We start from the raw sequence: 22,745 nt of genomic DNA on the forward strand, positions 1-22,745 counted from the left end.
ATTAATAAACTAAGGAAAGAAGCAAAAAAAACAAGAAATATATTTAAAGTATGTACAGTGTAATTTTTTCTTTCTTTGAATTACAAGATTTTTTTCAAGAACATTATAAAAAACGGTTAAGGTTTCTTTGTTAAAAATAAAGTTTGAATAAATAGAAATTTTGATTTTTAAAAACAAAGAAGAATTTAAAAAGTAGCTGTTGTAGAAGAAATTTTTAGTATTTTTGTACATAGTGTAGATTATTGCGTTTATATGATATATGTAAAAAATTAAGGAATAAGAACTATTTGGGAGAAAAGTTGTTTATTTCTATTTATTCAGTAGAGTTATCTAACTTCGTTTATCTAAATGTTTAATTGTTTTGCACAATTCCTAAAATTCTGTACTTTTCTACTATTTGGCGGCATGCTTTTGCCTCTCGCTTTCAAAAAAATATTGAGTTCAATGGAATAGGGGTAACGTAGTAGCTCCGTAGATATTCTAATTTTGGGCAACAGAATGATTAATATGATAGAAGTGGAAAAAATAAGCTTAGGCGATTGACTGTCAGATCCCATAGAAGAGCAGTTTTTTGAGAAGAAGCAAAGAAAGGGAGAAACCACGGATGCTTAAAAATGATGAGATTTTGAATTTTAAAAGCCATAAGTGCAATGAAGTAAGCATTCATTGAAGCACTTTTCATACAAGTGGTGCACTGTATCAAATAATTTTTAGATAATAACACCACTAATTTATCGAAGAGAATTGATCATTTTCAACTTGAATAAAATCCCAAATATAGAAATATTCTTTAATTTCAAAGACTCTATTCAACATCAAAAAATTATTTACGTACACATTATAGGCGAGACCAATGTATGGATACAAAGCTTTCGATAAAGGAATAAAAATGCTTCTCATGAAACATCACAATGTGAAGATATCATGGATAAAATTCTAGTCTTTGTGGTCTTGGTATTCTGGAGAGAGGACACAGACATTTAATCTTAAAGACCGATCACTGAGGAAAATAATAAAGGCTTCAGTTTCATAAACTTATAGACAGTGGTACAATGAATTTTGTCTACATTCTTTATGAGCGTCAGCATGAAGTATGCTTAAAATTGCATTGAGATGTTATAATATTATTGATTTATACATTATTTTTCATAGCGAATAAGAGCTCAAAATAAAGTTGTCATATTTTCTCATTAGCTGCTCTCATCATGAAACAATCAAAATCATTTATTTGCATATCATAAATATGACCAATATGTGGATAAAAACATTGAAGAAAGAAAATGCTTTTTATAAATTTTATCCATTACAAGAGCTTTGTCAAAATTGATGGTAGCCAAAGTGAATGATAGCTTGTTTTTTTATAAGCTGGCGAGACAGTGGTGCAATAGATCCTGCTTTTATGAAGGCTAGGGTGAGATAGGATTTTTTAAAAAACATTTCCCAACGCTCATCACACCCATTTCGCAACAGCGTTTGTGAATGGTATATGGGTAAAGCTCTCGTGAATAATATAAAACTTATAGGGCATCACTAACTTTACGCTTAATAAAAAGAGCACGCTGGCACCATCATCCTCAGTGTTGTCCGAGACAAGCCCTTGGTTCTTGAGACGGTCCATTATAAGCGCTTTTAGTTCTTTCTGAAACGTTTTGTATTCATACAGTTATCCTTGTTTACAACGTGCAAGAAAATGATTTTTATTGATTCAACATGAGAGAGATTAGGAATGAGAGAATCTTATGATATCTGGGATTCTAATTTAATATGAACAATGCGATATTATCATTATAAACCAGAAATATTATATACTAATTGAGATGGATAGACACATATTGTCAGTTCTATTTTATAAGGTGTTTTAATATCAACGCGTTTGAAGAGTTCTTATTTGCAAAGGGGTATATTTTCCTCATGAGGAGTAGGTGTTTGGGGGGCAAAAAATGATACAATCACGTTTGCTAATTTTTGCGCTACGTGTTGTTTACTCATATGGGGCCATTGTTCAACTTTTTTTCTACTTACGAGATAAACTTGATTTGTATCAGCACCCATGACACTTGTACCATCTAGTTGAAGAGAAATATCATTAGCAAGAATGAAATCAGCTCCTTTTTCAACACATTTTTTTTGCGCATTGGCAATGATATCACATGTTTCAGCAGCAAAACCAATGACCAATGAGGGGCGGTTTGGAGCGTGTCCAATCGTTGCTAAAATATCAGGATTTTCAACCATATGAAGGGATGGTGGTGTTTTATGAGCATCCTTTTTAATTTTGTGTAAAGATTGGGTTTGACTGCGCCAGTCACAAACAGCGGCAACAAAAATGGCACCATCAGCAGGCAATGCGGTTTGAACGGCTTGTAACATCTGTTGTGCTGTTTCAACATGAATGGTTTTTACTTCTTGTGGGTCTGCAAGATTAACAGGTCCACAAATAAGTGTTACTTTTGCACCCAAATGTGCAAGAGCGGTTGCGATGGCATGACCTTGTTTACCTGAAGACCGATTAGCAATATAACGCACTGGATCAATAGGTTCATGGGTAGGGCCAGAGGTAACGATGAAATGGCGGTCAGAGAGAGGTTTTTCATGCCCATTCAAAAGATTCTCTATGGCAGCGACAATGGTTAAAGGTTCGCTCATACGTCCATGTCCTATCTCGTCACGTTCAGCCATATTTCCGATTTCTGGTCCAATAATATGAACGCCATCTGCATGCAATTGTGCAACATTACGAATAGTTGCTGGATGCACCCACATGGCTGGATTCATGGCGGGTGCAATCAAGAGTGGGCAGCGTGCTGCTAAAAGAATGCAATCAGCCAGATCATCTCCTATGCCATTGACTATTTTTGCAATGCGGTTGGCTGTAGCAGGGGCTAAAATAATCAGGTCAGCATCACGTGCTAATCGGATATGTCCAATATCGTGTTCTTCTTCACGTGAAAATAAATCAGTATATACAGTACCACCGCTTAAAGCTTCAGCGGCTAAAGGCGTAATAAATTTTTGCGCTGCTTTTGTCATCACGACTTTTAAGTGTGCTCCACGTTCTTGTAAGCGGCGAATCAAATCAAGTGCTTTATAGGATGCAATACTTCCACCAATAATAAGAAGAAGTGATTTTGATTTCAATGATTGCGCTTCAACAGCGCTAGTATGAAGGGGTTGTGTGGTGAGAGGAGTGGGATTGCTTAAAAGGCGTCGAACTTCTTCTTCCATAGAAATACCATTTTGCGCGGCGCGTATGCGTAAAGCTTCTTTGGTTTCAGGAGACAGGTTACGAATGGTAATACTGGCCATAAAATACCTCCAAGAAATAAAATGATTGCAATGATTTCATTGTTGATATTTTTAGCATATTAAGGAGATTAGAAAAGGTGAAAAAAGTAAAAAGTAAGACAAGCGCAACAAAGTGCAATGATGAAAAGACTATAACGACCATAACGGTTTCTGTGACTTTGTTCTACAGCAAGTTGTTTGAGGGTAGCAGGAGAAAGATTAAAACCTGTTTTTCTCATTTGATTGAAATCTTCTTCTATTTGTTGGAAATTTTGAACCAATTGTGGTGTTTTGCGTGCCAGCGAAAGGAGAGCTTGTGCTCCTTCACTAAAGTCTTTTACAACGCCTACGGGTCCTAAATTTTTACTAATCCATTCTTTGACAATGGGTTCAGAAGCTTTCCACATATTAAAAGTGGGGTCTAATGTGCGGGCAACACCTTCCACGACAACCATCGTTTTTTGCAGCAATAAAAGTTCAGGTCGCGTTTGCATGTCAAATAATTCAGTGACTTCAAACAATAAAGTGAGCAATTTAGCCATGGAAATGCTTTGTGCTGATTGTCCGTGAATTGGTTCGCCAATAGCGCGGTTGGCTTGCGCAAAGCTTTCGATATTATGGTGTGAAGGAACATAGCCGGCCTCAAAATGGGCACGTGCAACTCGATGGTAATCGCGGGTAATAAAGCCGTAAAGAATTTCAGCAAGGAAATGCTTTTCTTTTTTGCCAAGCCTTCCTGTAATGCCTAGATCAACAGCAACAATACATCCTTTTTCATCTACAAATAAATTACCAGGATGCATATCGGCGTGAAAAAAACCATCACGCAGTGTATGACGAAGAAAAGATTGAATAAGCGTAATAGCAAGCGCCTTCAAATCAAATCCTGCTTCTTTGAGTTTGGAAGTTTCGGATATTCTTATACCATCAATCCATTCCATTGTAAGAACATTACGTCCTGTCCGTTCCCAGTCAATACGTGGAACCCGAAAGCCTGTATCATGTTGAATATTTTCAGCCATTTCAGATATAGCTGCTGCTTCTAAGCGTAAATCCATTTCAAGTCGTGTTGTTTGTGCTAAAGTATCCACCACACAAACAGGACGAAGCCTTCGAGAGGCAGGGATATAGCGCTCTTGTAAATGAGCAATGAGATAGAATCCTCTAAGATCTTTAGAAAAACGTGCTCTGATATTGGGACGAATAACTTTTACAGCGCATTTTTTCTTATGGCCAGTTTCATCACTGTATTCAGCTGGATGAACTTGAGCAATAGAAGCGGCGGCAATGGGGGGATAAAAATTTACGAATAAATCATCAATAGAGCGACCAAGAGAACTTTCAATTTGAGCAATAGCGGCAGTGCAAGAAAATGTTTGGACACGATCTTGTAGCTGTGACAAATCTTCCGCAATATCACGCCCAACAATATCAGGTCTTGTGGCAAGAAATTGACCAAGTTTTATGTAAGAGGGTCCAAGCTTATTAATGGCATATGAAATATTTTCAGATCGCTGTTTCTTTTTTGTTTTGCGTCGTGCTAATGCACTCGCTATACGATGACATAGCGCTGGAAATCCTTGAAGATCATCATGAGGAAGAGCACTTAAAACACCTTCACGTGTTAAAACCCATCCTGCACGCATCAATTGAAAGTAAGGGGAAATTTGCACCATTTTTAAATTTTCCAACCTGAATGCAGCGCTGCAATCGCACCGGTGAGATTGCGGTACGATACCCGCGAAAACCCCGCATGCTTGATCATATGGGAAAAATCATCTTGCTTAGGAAATTTGCGGATAGATTCAACCAAATAACGATAAGCATCGCCATCATTTGCGATAAATTGACCTAGCTTAGGGATAGCATGGAAAGACCAAAGATCATAAATTTTATCGAGCCAAGGCATCTCGACATTTGAAAATTCTAAACATAAGAAACGTCCACCGAGCTTTAAAACACGAAAAGCTTCTCTAAGAGCTTGATCAATATGAGGAACATTGCGAATTCCAAAAGCAATCGTGTAAGCGTCAAAGCTTTGATCTTCAAAAGGTAGATTTTCTGCATTGGCTTCAACAAAATCAATCAGAGGGGCAAGACCATTTTTTTGTGCGCGTTTTTTGCCAACGCTGAGCATTGAGCCATTAATATCAAGCACTGTAGCATGGGCTTTTTGGCGTGAAGCATTAAGAATACGAAAAGCAATATCACCTGTACCGCCAGCGACATCAAGAACTTTCCAATGAGAAAGTGCTGGTGGGGAAAGCCAAGCAATCATGGAATTTTTCCACACACGGTGTAGCCCTAAGGATAAGATATCATTCATCTTGTCATAATTTTCAGCAACAGAATGAAACACACCATCCACCATGGATTGTTTTTGTGTTTCATCTACTATTGTAAAACCAAAAGAGTGCTCCATGCCACCCTTGGTTCCTACACGTTCTGTTTCAATTGCCATGTATATGATCTTCCTTATTTTTCTTTTATCGTAAATGAAATAGAGAGGGAATGTTCAACTACGAAAAAACAACGTATAAAACTACGACGTTTACACAGCCAAAAACAGAAGAGTACCTTTAGATATCAAGATTGGCAACGCTTAAGGCATTGTCTTGAATAAAAATACGTCTAGGTTCAACTTCATCACCCATGAGACGAGAAAAGAGTGAATCTGCATCGGTTGCATCATTAATCTTTACTTGTAAAAGAGAACGTGCATTGGGATCAAGCGTTGTTTCCCAAAGTTGTTCAGCATTCATTTCCCCAAGACCTTTATAACGTTGAAGAGTAACACCTTTTTTACCGTTTGTAAAAATGCTCTCTAAAAGGCTCATAGGACCAAAAATACGCTCTGTTTTATCTTTGCGACGTAAAAGAACAGGAGGATGATATATGTCGATAAAATTTTGAGAAATGCGATCAATTTGGCGTGCGTCAGTTGAATTTATAAGTCCCACATCAAGCGTAACAACATCTTTAACACCACGCAAAATACGCTCAAAACATAAACTTCCATCTGCTGTATATTGTCCACTCCAACCTTGTTCCATATCATCAGCAATCAGATTAAGGCGGTGTGCTGTAGTATCTGCTATTTTTTGCGCTTTTTCTTGTGTTGCAAAGACTTCAAGATTAAAAGCGCCAGCAATTGCTGCTTGTTCAACAATATTACGGTCATAACGGGTATGAAGACCATTTAAAAGTTGACGTAATATACGAGCATCTTTAGCGAGTTGATACAAATCAGCCCCTGCACGAACTTCTCCCGTTGAAAGCTCAAGCGTTGTTTCTTCTAATCCAGTATCGATCAAGAATTCTTCAAACGCTGCTTCATTTTTAATATATTGGGAAGATTTTCCACGCGATACTTTATAAAGAGGAGGCTGAGCAATATAAAGATGTCCACGTTCAATCAACTCGGGCATTTGTCTAAAAAAGAAAGTGAGCAGCAGAGTACGAATATGGGCTCCATCAACGTCCGCATCCGTCATGATAATAATCTTATGATAACGTAATTTATCCGGCGAAAATTCATCCTTACCGATAGACGTTCCAAGAGCTGTAATAAGTGTTCCAATCATATCAGATGAGAGCATGCGGTCGAAACGTGCTCGTTCAACATTGAGGATTTTACCACGAAGGGGTAAAATTGCTTGATTTTGACGTGAGCGCCCACTTTTTGCTGAACCGCCAGCCGAATCCCCCTCGACAATAAAGATTTCTGATTTTGCGGGATCTCGTTCTTGGCAATCGGCAAGCTTTCCTGGTAGAGAAGTGATATCAAGTGCCCCTTTTCGTCTTGTAAGTTCACGTGCTTTGCGTGCTGCTTCACGTGCTGTTGCAGCTTCTACCACTTTACTAATGAGAAGTTTTGCTTCATGAGGATGTTCTTCCAGCCATATTGAAAGACCTTCATTGACCAAACTTTCAACAATAGGGCGCACTTCAGAAGAGACTAACTTATCCTTTGTTTGTGAAGAAAATTTTGGATCAGGAACTTTGACAGAAAGAATAGCTGTTAATCCTTCACGGCAGTCATCACCGGTTAAGTTCACTTTTTCTTTTTTAGCAATACCTGAAGATTCAGCATAGCCATTAATTTGGCGTGTAAGGGCACTTCTGAAACCTATCAAATGCGTTCCACCGTCACGCTGAGGGATATTATTGGTAAAACACAAGACCTTCTCATGATAGGAATCATTCCACCACAGGGCAACATCAACGCTCATACCATCCTTTTCACTTGCAATATAAATAGGAGTATCAAGCAGAGCTTTTTTTGATTGGTCAATATATTTCACAAACTCTATTAATCCACCTTCATAATGCAATTCAACGGATTTAATATCAGCATGACGCTCGTCAACAAGAAGAATATAAACCCCAGAATTTAGAAAAGCTAATTCCCGTAAACGACGCTCTAAAGTTTCAAAATCAAACTCAACCATAGTAAAGGTTTCAGAGCTTGGTAAAAATCTAATTTCTGTTCCACTTTCTTGATCGCAATCGCCAACAACTTTTAATGGAGCATCAGCTACCCCGTGGGTAAATGATATTTCATGAATTTTACCATTGCGTTTGATTTGCAATTTAAGCCAAACGGATAATGCATTCACAACAGAAACACCAACACCGTGTAATCCGCCTGAAACTTTATAAGAGTTTTGATCAAACTTTCCACCGGCATGAAGCTGTGTCATAATAACTTCAGCGGCAGAAATACCTTCTGTTGGATGGATATCTGTCGGAATTCCACGTCCATTATCACGAACAGAACAAGAACCATCAGCATGGAGTGTGACGTTTACAAGAGTTGCATGACCGGCTAAAGCTTCATCGATAGCATTGTCTACAACTTCATAGACCATATGGTGTAACCCCGATCCATCATCAGTGTCACCGATATACATACCAGGACGTTTGCGTACAGCATCAAGACCTTTGAGAACTTTGATAGAAGCGGCATCATAGTTATTGCTTTGTGCTGGTGAGGTTATTTCATCACTCATAAGTTAGTCCATTCCTGTGTTCAATTTACAATATTTTATCCGCTTTCTTTAAAGCTCAATGTTCTGATCAGTTATCTATGGAATAACCACATTAAATATTTACCGTATATCAGATCTAGATTCAATATCTGTCGATATATAATGGAGAGAATGATAAAATGATAGTGTACTGTTATGCTGTAAAACACTAGGGCGTGATATAAGGCGAATAAACACTTATGACTTATACAAAAAGCTGTTTCATAAACGATGCTATTTACTTTGTTTATTTTTGCATATGCGTAATGTTTCAGAATTAGTTATGCATTTTTGTGTTACACTAATAAAGGTCTCACTTGTTTTATCCATAAATCAATTTTTCAATTCTAATTCTACCATATATTTAAAACAAAGGTTGCGAGCTCTCTAAGCAGTTCAAACTTTTGTATGTTAGATTGAGGCGAAAATATTGTGTATATTGGTTTGTGTCATCTTTAAAATGTGAAAAAAGCTTCATTTGAGGAAAATATAAATGCGTAAATGTAAAAACACGTTTCCACGATCATCTTTTATATTCAACTTTACAATTTAAAAAAACGTCTACGGTGATATTTTTGAATAATGAGGGTAATGACGAATTATCTTACGCTTTTGTTTCTTGCATTCTCGTGAGGTTGCATCGCTCATTCAAAACAAAACGCCATTGTACTGTTTATTCACGCGCTTTTTTAAGGAGCATCTCTCAATGTTCCCAAACTCATTTTACAACGATGTTTGAATAGTATAACGCAAAATACCCTGTGAATACTACAAGATTTATGTCCCCCATCTTTCCCATCGTGACAATAAAGTGCAAATCAGAATCATCATTTTATTTTTCAGCTCTTAAATGTTGATGCAACCTTAATGTTGAGAAAACCCTCGGCATTTGAGGGGTATTTTTACTCTTTTCTTCAATAGTATCTATATGCTTCCTAGGTTGTGATACGCAAGGAAATGGTCTTAATATTTTAATATACGCAATAAAGTATATACAGCTTATTTCTTATATTAAAAAATTAAATCGCTTTTCTCTAAAATTACTTTTTATATATTCATTTTGGAAAATTAACATCAGAAATCTAAGCATTTTCAATGGTTTCAAAAATAGCAAGAATTTTATTTATTAAACGCCAGATATTTTGGTGAAGTGCGTTAGATAATAGTTAAGAAGTGTTGCATCTTAGTTTTGAAAAATGGGGGAGAGATTTTGAAAATAAAAAAATCTATATATGTGAAACATCTTCAATTGCGTTTACAGTACTTTTTATTCAATAATCCATACAATATTTTTATTCGTATTTTATTTGTAGCGGGGGGGGTTCTATTTTCCTCTTACGCAGAAGCTGAAAGGTTGCCTTCTTTTTTTGATTCGCATGAACATTTGGTACAACCTGATACAACGGATATCTTTCGTTTGCGTTTTGTAACAACTTTTGATTTTTCTCCTTTTAATTTTATTGATCAATCGGGGTATCTTGCAGGTTATAATATCGATTTATTGCGTGCTATTTGCTCAAAATTAAAATTAGAGAAGCTTTGTGAAATAGAAGTGATTCCTTGGAAAGAGCTTGTAGAACATGTTAAAAATGGTGGTGCAGAAGTCATTATTGCGGGTTTAAAAGAAACAAGTAAAACCCAGCAAGATCTTGTTTTTACAAAGTCATATTTGCGCTTTCCAGCGCGATTTGTTGCTTCTCGACGTTTAAATCTCGATGAGCCAATAAGCGATCAATTGATACATTTAACCAGTGGTGTTTTGTCTAAAAGTGTTCACGAAAAACTCTTTCAATATTATTTTCCTAAAGCCAAATGGCAAGGGTTTAAAAAGAGAGAAGAGCTCTATAAAGCATTACAAGAGCGTAAAATTGACCTTATTTTTGATGATGGATTTGCTTTATCATTATGGTTCAAAAAACAAAAATCTGTTGATTGCTGCCATTTTGTTGGGGGGGCATATATGGCGCCACAGTTATTGGGGCAAGGAATGCAGCTTGCTGTTGCAAAAAAGAATGAAAAATTGGTTGATATACTCAATTATGCGCTGAAATCTCTAGAAGAGGATGGTAAACTTACAGAACTTTATTTGCGTTATTTTCCAATAAGTTTTTTTTGATGAGTAGTTTTTTAATTAAGGGCTGTTAATCTTTCTGCGCCTAGTCGATAGGAAATAGCTTCTGCGAGATGATAGCGTGAAAGAGTATCTGATCCGTCAAGATCAGCAATTGTGCGTGCAACTTTGAGAATGCGATGATAAGCGCGTGCGGAGAGGTGCATTTTTTCACTCACATCTCGTAAGAGTATGGTCGCACTTTTATCAGGAATGGCAATCTGTTCTATAATTTTGGCAGGGCAATCGCCATTGGTACGAATATGATCAAACCCCATTGTTGAAAAACGTTTAGCTTGAATGGTACGGCACCGTGCGACGCGTTTGGCAACGTCGCAGCTTTTTTCTGATTGTTCTGGTTGCATAAGGTCCATAGCCGTCAAAGCAGGGACATCAATCCGTAAATCAATTCGGTCAAGCAGAGGACCAGAAATACGGGACTGATAATCGATTTGACAGCGTATCCCTTTAGGGCAAACATGGTCTTTTTCGCCTGCCATACCACAACGGCAAGGATTCATTGCGGCAATAAGTTGGAAGCGAGCAGGATAGCTAATATGGTGATTAGCGCGGGCAATAACTGACTCCCCACTTTCTAAAGGTTGACGAAGAGAATCAAGAACCTGTGGAGAAAATTCAGGCAATTCATCAAGGAATAACACACCATTATGAGCAAGGGAGACCTCTCCCGGTCGTCCTTTAAGCCCTCCACCAATCATTGCGGCCATGGAAGCAGAATGATGTGGGGAACGAAAGGGACAATGAAGTGAAATGGTATTATGAACCGTTTCTCCTGTAATAGAAGCAATCAGAGAGACATCTAAAAGCTCACGGCTATCAAGAGGTGGCAAAATGGAAGGTAAGCGTTGCGCTAGCATAGATTTTCCAGCACCAGGGGGACCTACAAACAAAAGGTTATGGCGTCCAGCAGCACAAACTTCTAAGGCACGTTTGGCTGTTTTTTGTCCTTTTATTTCGCAAAGATCTGGAAGTTCAGTTTCGATAGTATATTGGCGCGGTTGTGGACGTTTTTGAATTTGGGTTCCTTTGAAATGGTTGACTATAGTGAGCAGAGTTTCTGGGGCAAGAATATTTATTTCTGCATTTGCCCATGCTGCTTCAGGTCCACATTGGAAGGGACAAATCAGTCCTTTATCGAGTGATAAAGCTGTCATGGCAGCTGGTAAAACACCATTAACGGCGGTAAGTGAACCATCCAGTGATAATTCTCCTAAAATGACATAGTCTTGAGCTACTTCGGGAGGGAGGATTCCCATAGCAAGCATTAAGCCTACGGCGATTGGCAAATCATAATGCGATCCCTCTTTAGGCAAATCAGCTGGTGCAAGATTAATCGTAATTCGTTTAGTAGGCATAGAAAGTCCACAAGCGTGGAGGGCTGCTTGTACACGTTCACGGCTTTCTGCAACTGCTTTATCAGCTAATCCAACAATAGCCATTCCTATTTTACCAGACGAAATCATAACCTGTACATCGACAGGGACTGCCTCTAGACCGCGAAAAGCAACAGTTGTAATACGTGCGATCATTTATTTATTTTCCCCCTTTAGACTTGGTAGAGACAATCATATCTATTTATAAAAATCAAGAAGCATCTCTATAGCTTTTTTTATAGAGAGAACTATATACGTGGGCAGTTTTTTAGCATTCCCATGGAAAGTCATTTGTACAAATTTAACCATGATGATATGGGACGCAATAAAACATTTATAATAAGCTAAATAAATATGTTAAGAAAAAAAGAATGAGACTGTTCGTGTTATACAACAGTGCAAAATTTTATGAAAATATAAGGGGAGGATAACGTTATGTATCGCAGAGTGTTATTTGATGTGATAAAACGTGTAAAATGTGCAAAGTAATTATATTTACCTTTCTTATTTTTATATTATTTAAAGCGTAGTAGATGCAAAGTGTATTATAAGGTATCTGATTTTATGGTATACCAGACAAGAATTTTGTTAAAATCAGGGACTGTGCGCTGTGTATTTATAGGCTTGTGTTTTACTTTTTCTTTTCCACAGCCACTTGCTGCATTTGATTTTTTCGGCATCCCTCTTTTTGGTCAAAAGAAAACAAATTCTTCTTCACATTATGCCAAAAGTACAGAGAAATTTTATAAAGTTGATGTTGTTGCACCGCCAGGTGCACCATTAGAAGGTATAAAAATAGTTAAAACTGTTTCTTCTCTTGTTGCTGATAAAGAGAAAGCATCCGCCAGTTCTTCTGGTTTGCTCGCCAAGGCGCGTTCAGATTATCGAGCAATTCTTTCTGCTCTTTATGCTGATGGACGCTATGGTGGTGTTATTAGTATTAAAATTAATGGCTTAGAAGTCGCTGATTTAAGTCCGGTAACTCAACTTCCAGCACAATCGAATATCGTTATTACAATTAATGCTGGTCCACAATATGTTTTTAGTATTGCCAATATTGATAAAGTAGCTCCGTTTGAAAAACGTAAAGCGCATAAAATGCCCACAATTGAAGAATTGGGCTATAAATTTGGGGCTATTGCTAAATCTGAAACCATTTTGAAAGCAGAAAAATGGGCGATAGAAGGATGGCGGCAACAAGGTTATGCTAAAGCTAAAATTATGAAGAGTGAAGTCGTGGCTGACCATGCTGCGTTGCGTGTTGAAGGACGGATTGTTGTTGCTCCTGGACAAAAGGCTTATTATGGTCCTTTAAGTGTGCGTAATATAAGTAAGAAACCACGTGTAGATTCAGCTTATATCGCGTGGATGACCGGATTGAAACCAGGGCAGATATACGATTCTGATGCGTTAGCTAAGGCAAATGAACGTCTTGCGCGCCTTGGTGTTTTTCGTGCTATCAATATACGTGAGGCTGATACTATTAATCTAGATGGTAGTTTACCGCTTGCACTTGTTGTACAAGAACGTAAACCGCGTCGTTTTGGTGTAGGCGGTAGCTATTCAACTTTAGACGGTGCTGGTTTTGAGACTTATTGGATGCATAACAATCTTTTGGGTCATGCAGAGACTCTTAAAATTGAAACAAAAATAAGTGGTGTTGGTAGCAATAAAAAGCAATCATATAATTTTAAAAATTTTGATTATCTTTTCGGTGCTACATTTGTAAAGCCCGGTGTACTCACGCCAGATACAGATTTCAGATCAGAATTAAAAATACAACAAGATGTTTTAGAAAATTATACGACAAAAGCCATCAAAGGAAAATTAGGTATTACGCATATTTTTAATGGTAATCTATCGGGACAGGCTGCTGTAGAAGTTTCAAATGGTTATTCACGTGATATCTATTTTGGGAGCCGTAATTTTACAACAATCGGTTTCCCTAGCGGCTTGATTTACGATAGTCGTAATAATAAGTTTAATGCAACAAAAGGTTTATATGGTGAAGTTTTCATTGAGCCTTTTTATGAGATGCGTTTTAGCAACTTTGTTGCAAAAGTAACAGCAGAAGGTCGTTCTTATTGGGCGTTGGATGAAGGGGATCGTTTTGTTGTTGCTGCGCGGGCAAAGCTTGGTACAATTCTTGGGAATGATACAGCACAAGTACCCGCAAATACGCTTTTTTTTGCTGGTGGTGGGGGCTCTGTTCGTGGTTATGCTTACCGTAATATTGGTATCAAAACAGAAAATGATGGGGTTGTTGGTGGACGGGCGCTTATTGAGGGGTCAGCAGAATTGCGTGTTTCTTTAAATGATAAAATAGGGTTTGTCAGTTTTCTTGATGGAGGTTTAGTAGGGAAAAAGGCGAATTTTGATTTTTCTCAAAAAATTAAATGGGGAGCCGGTATAGGAGGTCGTTATATGACGGGTCTTGGTCCTTTACGCGTTGATTTAGCCTTTCCTTTAAAGAGAGAGAAGGGTGACCCTCGCATTGGTTTTTATGTGGGTATAGGGCAAGCATTTTAATGAAAAAAGGTGTACGTTTATCAGCTTTCTTCTTTGTATTTTTGTTTTTTGGGGTGGGTGGTTTTGTTTTTGCGCAAAGAGGAGACATTCTTCCCTCTAGCGAAATGAAAACAGATGATCGCTCATGGTTTGTTTCTTTAATTGAACGAAAGCTTTCAGCGCCTAATCGTCAAGTTCGTTTACACAATATGCAAGGGACACTGTCTTCTCAAACATCAATTGATACTATTACTGTCAGTGATAAAAAAGGGGTTTGGCTTAAAATTACCAATGCTAAAATGGATTGGAATCGTCTAGCGTTGCTGAGAGGGCGGATGGATATTAACCAGCTTTCGGCAGAACAGGTTACATTTTTACGCAAACCGCAAGGCAATTCTTCTTTTGTTTCTTCCCTTGAGACTGGTAAATTCTCTTTACCAAAATTACCGCTTGCTCTTTCTATCAATACGCTTACAGCTCAACATGTGACATTTGAACAGAATCTTTTTGGTTTTTCTGCTGATATGTCCTTAAAAGGCAATTTCACCTTGGCTGGTGGTAATTTTGATGTCGATATAGCGGCGCATCGTTTAGATGCACCGGGTTCTTTTTCTGTTCTCACCAAGATATCTGATAGTAATCGTACAGCTCAAATTGATATTTCTGCTAACGAACCACAAAATGGTATTTTGGCGAATATTTTTAACATTGAACAACGTCCAGCATTAAGTCTCGTCGTGAAAGGTGATGGTACTTTTGATGATTTGGTTATCAAACTTTCTTTAGAGTCCGATCATCATTCTATTTTAGATGGTAATGTTATTCTTGCAAGTGTTCCAGAAGGACAGAGTTTTTCTACGAAATTAGAGGGAACACTGAGCCCTTTAATACCTGTTCAATATCGTAGTCTCTTCGAATCTGATATAACATTAAAAGCAAAGGCAAGAAGAACAAAAGAAGGTGTGACACACCTTGATCAGATGGTTATTCAGAACAAAGCAATGAATGTTATAGCCAATGCTGAAATAACCGCTGATGGATTCTTGCGACGGCTTTTTGTTGATGGCAAAATGGCTCTTGATAACGAAAAGGAGTCTATTCATTTACCTATATCAGAAGTGCCAAAACCTGCGAATACTCTTGCTTTGAACATTGACTATGGTCGCGAAGGTCAACAATCTTGGAATGGGCGGTTGGTTGTAAATCATTTAAGCAATAAAAATATTTATATTCGCGATGCAATTTTTGATATGGGAGGAGTAAGCGAAAATCTTGATAATGCAGCTTCTCGTCATGTTGGTGTTCAGGTTAAAGGGACGCTTCAAGGGGTTAAAAAGATTAAGGGAGCGTTAGTAGAAAATTTAAGCCAAGCGGTTCATGTGCATTTAGATACGGATATTGTTTCGAACAAACCAATTTTGATTCATGATCTGAGTGTTACGGCTCAGGGTTTTTCTTCTTGGTTAAAAGGGACAATGGAGAATTTTGTTTTTAAAGGCGATCTCGGTTTAAAAGCTCAAACATTAACTCCTTTGGAAGTGTTCAGTAAACAATCACTTTCTGGTAATGCAGATATTAAAGCCAAAGGAACGATCAGTTTATTGAGTGGCATTTTTGATCTCCAATTATCAGGAATGGCTGACGATATGAAAATAGGCGTGCAGTCTTTTGATCGTTTATTCAAAGGAAATACTACTCTTTCAGGTGGCACTGCTCGAAATACAAAGGGCTTCACTTTACGTCATTTTAATTTGAAAAATCAATATACAAATATAGAGGCTAATGGTTATTTTTCAGATGAAAGCGCTAAAATGGATCTATCTGCTCAAATATCTGATTTGTCCAAATTAGACTCAAAGATAAGCGGTGCACTTACAATTCAAAGTACGGCGAGAGGGCGCAATAGCCATATAAAACTAAATACGCGTGCCCATATTTCTGAAGCATTAATTGTAGGGAAGAAACTTCAAAACACAACATTTAACATAGATGCATTTGTAGATAATACAGCACCAGTTACTTCTTTAACAGGGGTGGTAAAGGGTGAAGGAATTTTTGCTAAGAAACCTTTGCATTTATCGGCCTCTTTTGAAGATTCTCATAAAATTCGAAAACTTGAAAATATCGATATTAGAGGGGGAAGTGCAAAAATAACGGGTGATCTTTCTCAACAACTTGGCGGTTTTTTGAAAGGAGCGCTGCATATTGATGCCGATGATATTTCCGTACTTTCAGCGTTATTTTTGCAGGATGGTAGTGGAAAAGTAAAAGGAGATTTTATTTTTGATGAACAAAATGGCAGACAAAAAACCAATGTGAAGGCGCATGTTAACCATTTGAATTTTTCCAAGAATAAAATAAAAAAATTGGCAATAGATGCTGACATATTCGATCCTTTTGGCATGACTCAGTTTGAAGGAGTTATCAATGCAGAACATATTCAAACACCTTTGGTAATGGTCAATCGTTTAAATGCTCACGCTGATAGGAATAATGGACAAACGGTTTTTACTGTCCAGGCGATGTTGCATGATACTCTCAATGCAAGGCTTTCTGGTCGTTTAATGGTTGAGGAACTTCCAGAAAGTATAAAACGAGAAGTGCAAATTGAAGCTGTGGACTTAAAACAACATACTTTTCATGCAACATTGCCGAAGCCATCTATAATTTCTTTTGATAAAGATGGAATGACAATCAATGAATTAGGAATTGCAATAAATGGAGGCAACATCATTTTAGCAGGAAATATTCAAGATACCCTGAATTTACAACTTACAATGAATGCGCTTCCTGCTGCTTTAGTCAATCTGTGGAAATCCGATCTTGGAGCAGCAGGGAGTGTAACAGGGCAGGTTATGATTCGTGGTCATTTAAAAAAACCTGATATAACTTACGATATAAAAGGTGAGGGACTGACAACCGTTGCTTTTCAAGATAAAAAAATTATGCCTTTTTCTCTTTCTGCTACGGGAAATACTGTAGATCAAAATCTTACTTTGAATGCAAATTTAACAGGAGAAGGAGTACAAGCACAAGCTCAGGGGCGTGTATCTCTAGAGAAAAATGCGCTTGATCTTCATATTAATTTGCAAAATTTATCTGCACGTTTGGCGAATGGTTTTATTGCAGGACAAGCGCTTGATGGGACAGTGATAGGTAAAGTTGATATTGGTGGAACAATGAAGGATCCATCTGCTCATTTTGAGCTTTCTAGTCAAAATTTAACCGCTATGACGCATAAAGGACCGATGTCAATCAATATAAATGCTCGTGGTTCTTATAAAAAATCGACATTTCATATTGAAAATATGATAGCTACTGGAGATAAAGGATTAGATCTTTCCATCCATGGGCCTGTATCTCTTAATGGTTCAGAGGCAAAATTAAACGTTAAAGGGATAATGCCTCTTGATTTTGTTAATCTCTTATTAGCTAAGCGTGGTGCACATATAACGGGTACAGCAAGAATTGATACAGCTCTTAATGGGTCATTATCAAAGCCACAATTGATAGGAAATATTTCTATAGGCGACGGTAGCTTTTTTGATTCACAAACAAATGTAGGATTAAATAATATAACAATTGAAGGCAAATTGAAAGGTGATCATATCCTTATAGAAAAAGCTTCAGCTTCTTCGTTTGAGGGGGGAGGAATTTCTGCTTCAGGTCGTATCTCTAATGGTCTAGAGACAGATTTGATATTTCATCTTGATAATGCCAATTATAATGATGGTTCTATGATTCTGGCAACATTATCAGGTGAGATGACAATGACAGGTCATTTTTTAAATAGTCTTGTTCTTGGTGGTGATATCATCGTTGAAAAAGCTGAAGTTTTTGTTCCTGATCATTTTAAAAGTGCCAAGTTTCTTGATGTTAGAAATAAGAATTTAACTAAATCGATTCAAACAACACTTGAACGTGCTGATGTTAAGAACACGAACAAAAGCAAAAGCCGTATAGTTACACAAGAATCTTCATCTGTCGTGCTATCAAACATGCGTATTACAGCACGCAATCAATTTTTTGTACGCGGAAAAGGCTTAGATGCTGAACTGGGAGGACGCATTAATCTAGCAGGTCCATTGAATGATGTGCATCCAGTTGGTGAATTTAGAATGATTCGTGGACGTTTTGATATCCTGTCGCAACGTCTTAATTTTGATCAAGGACAAGCGAGTTTTAGTGGTAATCTTAATCCTACGGTTTATTTTGTAACCAACAATAACAGTGGTGATATTCGTGTCACTGTAACTGTAAGTGGGACGGTTGATAATCTTGATATTAATTTTTCATCACAACCAAATTTGCCTCAGGATGAGATTTTGGCGCGTTTGATTTTTAATCGCTCTCTTAATGAATTATCACCATTTCAGATTGCTCAACTTGCAGCAGCAGCGGCTGATCTTGCAGGTAGTTCTAATACATCTTTGTTGAATACTTTACGAACTAAAATTGGACTTGATGATCTTGATGTTATCGTTAATGAGAAGGGGAATACAGGCTTACGTATTGGACGCTACATACACAATAATATTTATTTGGGTTTTGAAGCAGGGTCTGATGGAACGACGAAAGGGACAATTAATTTAGATATTTCGCGTCATCTCAAAGCTAAAGGTGCCATAGGAAATGAACAAAATTCTAGTATAGGTCTCTTTTATGAAAGAGATTATTAAAGATTGAATTTTAAAAAAACAATTTCTTCGTTTTGTCTCTCATTTCTAAATCTGAGGAAGGAGGCATAGACTAGAAATCCTATAAAAGAAGAAGCTTTTTGTTGAGGCGTGAAGAGATATATCTGAAATATTCGATTTTTGTTATGCTATTCTCTAAAGGGACAAAATCTTCACGAAAGATAGTATGTTATTTTGCTGCTATATATTTATTTTAGAGAAATACCTTACCTTGTTTTCAAGCCCATATCGTGCTGTTGCCTAAAGAATGTAGTGTGTGCAATATATTGATTTATAAAGATAATTTATTGTTATTCAACTTGAATTAGAACTTTGAATATCGTACGAATCTCTTTCGTATTGAATCAATCAAAATCATTCGGCTTGTATGCTACAAGCGGAGAATCCTGTGTGGATAAAACTATTAAGAAATAACTAAAAATGCCTCTTATGAATCATCTCGAGAGCTAAGAGCTGTCGCAACATTAGGGACTGGCAGAATAGTGTGAGTGGTGTCGGCTTGTTACTCCATAAGCGTAAAGATAGAGGGGGTTAATGGATTTATCGTTATACAATTCACGAATGTTATTGCGAATGGGCTTAGGGAAGACTTTGAGAGAGGTCTCTTTAAAACAAGTACGTGAATTTGCAACACAATGGCATTCTGTTTTTACGTGAAGGACATGATTCCATTAAAGACCGTCAAAAACGTGAGGCAAGCAGAGAATTCATAAGATATCGATTTTATTGTCAAACGCATTTAAAGCAATATTTTTTAATAATAAAAATTACCTATTATTTTAGATTTTGTTTATTGTGTCTGGAATAAGATCACTTTTCTTATAACGAATAGCTCCCAAAACAGAATACTCCAAAATATAACATTATTGTGTTGCAAGTTTATGTACTTGTTTTAAAGGAACATTTCTCAGTGTGCGCTTGAGTCTATTTCATAAGATTGCTTGTGAAATGGTATAAAGTATCTCTTATGAATGGTATAAAATCTACACTACCGTTATTAATAAAGGTATAAGTATTTACTAAAGCTATAAGCCGGCATTATCATTCTATTTTCCAGCTTTTCATGTTGCTGACAATCTTTTCACTTGAAAGTGTAAAGGTATTTTTATTGCTTATCTTAAGAGTTTTTATGCATATACCAATATCTCTTATGACGTACAACAAGCGCTTTTAATTGATTCATCATAAATATAAAGAAAATTTGCAATAAGCAAATTACATCTTATCTTTTGTATTCAACAAAATAGCGAGTAAAGTTTTCATCTAAATCCAAGAATTTTATTTTCAATAAACCATAAATTCTTTACCACTTCTTGATTGAAGTAATGCTTTTTCTTGATAACAAGTCTTTTTTTATAAATGGAGCATTACCTTCTATCCATTTTTTATTTCAAATCTTATTTAAGGATCTAGAAATTAGGGGGTATGTTTTTTGAACTGGATATTATGAAGTTTTTTATAAAACCCATGTTCTTTTGCGAGCAATTCTTTTTGAGTACCTTGTTCAATCAGTTGTCCATTTTGTATGACCACAATTTTATGAGCACGAGCAATCGTTGAAAGGCGATGAGCAATAATGATTGTTGTGCGTCCTTTAGTAAGGTGGTGAATGGCTTCATTAATTTGTGCTTCGGTGTGTGAATCGAGCGCACTTGTTGCTTCATCAAGAATCAGAATTTCACTATCGTGAATCATTGCTCTAGCGATAGCGAGTCGTTGTTTTTGCCCCCCTGAAAGATTACAGCCATTATCACCTATCTGTGTATCATAACCATTTGGCAAACGCATAATAAAGTCATGAGCATTTGCTGCTTTTGCTGCTTCGATAATTTCGTCATCACTAGCCCCTTCTTTTCCAAGCCCGATATTATATTTAACAGTTCCTTGAAAGAGAAAAGTATCCTGTCCTACATAGGCCATCAGGTTTCTCAGAGAGCGAAATGTTGTGTAGCGGATGTCTTGATCATTAATTAATATGCGTCCTTTTGTGGGATCATAGAGTCGCATAATAAGGTTAATAAAGGTAGACTTTCCCGAACCTGATGGTCCCACCAATGCTGTCATTTTCCCAGCTTCTATTTCTAGGTTGATGTCTTTCAATACCATTTTGTTCTCAGTGTATGCAAAAGAAACGTGTTCGAAGCGAATAGCTCCTTGCGTTTTATTCAGATCTTTAGCTTCTTTATGTTCTATAACTGTAAGAGGATGGTCGAGTATTTCAAACATCGTGCGGATATTGACCAATCCAGATTCAATTTTTACACGTACATTTGCTAGTCTTTTTGCGGGCTCATAAGCTAAAAGTAAAGCAACAATAAAAGACATAAATTCACCTTGAACACCTGCGCGTTGGGTTGCAAGGTAACCGGAAAAACAGATAATACCAGCAATGGCAACACCTGTGAGTGTTTCCATAATCGGATTGGTAATAGCTTCGAGTGTTGCAATACTGTTTGTTTGTTTTTCAACATCACAAATGGCTTTGTCCATCCGTTTTTTCATGACTTCTTCTAGTGAAAAGGCCTTGATGATTCGAATGCCAACAGCCGTTTCCTGTACGATTTTGATAATTTCACCAAGTGAAAGGAGCTCTTTTTCCATCAAGCTGCGAACGCGTTTTAAAGCCATTCGAACGCCTAAAAAAGCTAGTGGTCCTACGATTAAAGTAATGGAGATTAACACAAAGTTTTGAATGAACATGACAAGCAACAGACCACTAACGGAAAGCAAATCACGTACAAAAGTTGTGATAATAGTATCAATTATATTACGTACGGCTGTCGCGTTATGAGTTACACGAACAAGAAGATCAGATGAAGTGTTATTATGATAAAAAGAGACTCCTTGTTCCATAAGTCGTGCAAAAATTTTACGCTGTTGTTCAGCAATGATACTATTGCCTGCTTTGTTTAGAAAGTAAGTTTGGAAAAAAGTTGCAACTCCTTTGAGAATAAAGATAAAAGCAATGAAGCTAGAAATCAAAACAATCATAGGAAAATTTTGTGCATCAATAATCTGATTAACAACATCCCGCATAATCCATGCACTGGTTGCTGTGGTACAAGAAATGATGATCATTGAGAAGATAGCCGCACTGTACCAACGCATATGTTTACGAAAATTTTCTCGCAAAAGGCGGATAATAAGATGTTTGTCAAAAGAGGAAATTTGTTTTTTAGCCATGAAGAGCTTCTATATTCTCTCATTATTTTATGCAAGATTGAAACACTCTTAATTAAAAAGCCCCTTAATCTTTTTTACAAAAATAGCTTTTTCTTTCAAGGTTCATCACATCAATTTCACGACGGTGAGAGTGAAGAATGTAGTGCAAAGTTTCTGTGAAAGGTATAACGAAAATTCGTTGTTCATCATTATTTTTAGTTTTCAATAAAAGGTACCGGCGAGTTTCTCTATTGTATTTACCAATTTCCATATTGTGATAGTCTTTGGCACTTGAAATGGTTCACAAAAAACATTTCTGCTTTTTTAATAATTTTATGTATCATCTCCATTTGTGATGTGTAAGCAAACAATTTTGCCGCATTGCATGATAAGAGAGATTGAAATAAGAAGACCTTACAATGTTTGAGCTTTCTCATTAATATGCAAAATAACGAATTCTTCTTATAAATTGATAAAGCATTATTAAACTCTTAAAAGGATTTATACACATTTATAAAACCTTAAAAGCACCACAAAAATTCTATGTGGTGCTTCTAAA

General features: G+C 36.9%; 9 protein-coding genes. 3 read left to right on the forward strand and 6 right to left on the reverse strand.

Translation table 11 applies throughout. The annotated features are described in order from the left end of the window. Positions 1–1,884 precede the first annotated feature (1,884 nt). From coaBC to gyrB, 4 genes are all read right to left on the reverse strand, one after another. A complete protein-coding gene (coaBC, locus tag ACFINY_RS01560; protein ID WP_375700768.1) occupies positions 1,885–3,306 on the reverse strand; it encodes a bifunctional phosphopantothenoylcysteine decarboxylase/phosphopantothenate--cysteine ligase CoaBC in 1,422 nt (473 codons plus the stop codon). 68 nt (positions 3,307–3,374) lie between these two features. Next, positions 3,375–4,961: a 2-polyprenylphenol 6-hydroxylase gene (ubiB, locus tag ACFINY_RS01565; protein WP_375611369.1), complete on the reverse strand. Its 1,587-nt coding sequence runs from the start codon at positions 4,959–4,961 to the stop codon at positions 3,375–3,377. Between the two features lie 2 nt (positions 4,962–4,963). Further along, positions 4,964–5,746: a bifunctional demethylmenaquinone methyltransferase/2-methoxy-6-polyprenyl-1,4-benzoquinol methylase UbiE gene (gene ubiE / locus ACFINY_RS01570; RefSeq protein WP_375612796.1), complete on the reverse strand. Its 783-nt coding sequence runs from the start codon at positions 5,744–5,746 to the stop codon at positions 4,964–4,966. 118 nt (positions 5,747–5,864) lie between these two features. Next, positions 5,865–8,297, reverse strand: a complete 2,433-nt coding sequence (gyrB, locus tag ACFINY_RS01575) for a DNA topoisomerase (ATP-hydrolyzing) subunit B (protein WP_375611371.1) — start codon at positions 8,295–8,297, stop codon at positions 5,865–5,867. 1,228 nt (positions 8,298–9,525) lie between these two features. Here gyrB and ACFINY_RS01580 point away from each other — a divergent pair. Then, a complete protein-coding gene (locus ACFINY_RS01580) occupies positions 9,526–10,431 on the forward strand; it encodes a transporter substrate-binding domain-containing protein (protein ID WP_375700769.1) in 906 nt (301 codons plus the stop codon). An 11-nt stretch (positions 10,432–10,442) separates the two neighbouring features. On the opposite strand, the gene ACFINY_RS01585 is transcribed toward ACFINY_RS01580, so the two are convergent. Further along, positions 10,443–11,975 (reverse strand): YifB family Mg chelatase-like AAA ATPase, encoded by a 1,533-nt coding sequence (locus ACFINY_RS01585; protein WP_375611373.1) that lies wholly within the window; start codon positions 11,973–11,975, stop codon positions 10,443–10,445. 408 nt (positions 11,976–12,383) lie between these two features. On the opposite strand from ACFINY_RS01585, the gene ACFINY_RS01590 reads away from it, so the two are divergent. Both ACFINY_RS01590 and ACFINY_RS01595 read left to right on the forward strand, forming a co-directional pair. Then, positions 12,384–14,348: an autotransporter assembly complex family protein gene (locus ACFINY_RS01590; protein ID WP_375700770.1), complete on the forward strand. Its 1,965-nt coding sequence runs from the start codon at positions 12,384–12,386 to the stop codon at positions 14,346–14,348. Further along, positions 14,348–19,006 (forward strand): translocation/assembly module TamB domain-containing protein, encoded by a 4,659-nt coding sequence (locus ACFINY_RS01595; protein ID WP_375700771.1) that lies wholly within the window; start codon positions 14,348–14,350, stop codon positions 19,004–19,006. Before ACFINY_RS01590 ends, ACFINY_RS01595 begins: the two co-directional genes overlap by 1 nt. Positions 19,007–20,440: 1,434 nt before the next feature. On the opposite strand, the gene ACFINY_RS01600 is transcribed toward ACFINY_RS01595, so the two are convergent. Continuing rightward, the gene (locus ACFINY_RS01600) at positions 20,441–22,207 is read right to left on the reverse strand and encodes an ABC transporter ATP-binding protein (protein ID WP_375681787.1); all 1,767 of its coding nucleotides are present in this window, start codon (positions 22,205–22,207) and stop codon (positions 20,441–20,443) included. Positions 22,208–22,745 lie beyond the last annotated feature (538 nt).

The sequence above is a fragment of the Bartonella sp. AA23NXGY genome (assembly GCF_042197165.1).
Classification (GTDB): domain Bacteria; phylum Pseudomonadota; class Alphaproteobacteria; order Rhizobiales; family Rhizobiaceae; genus Bartonella.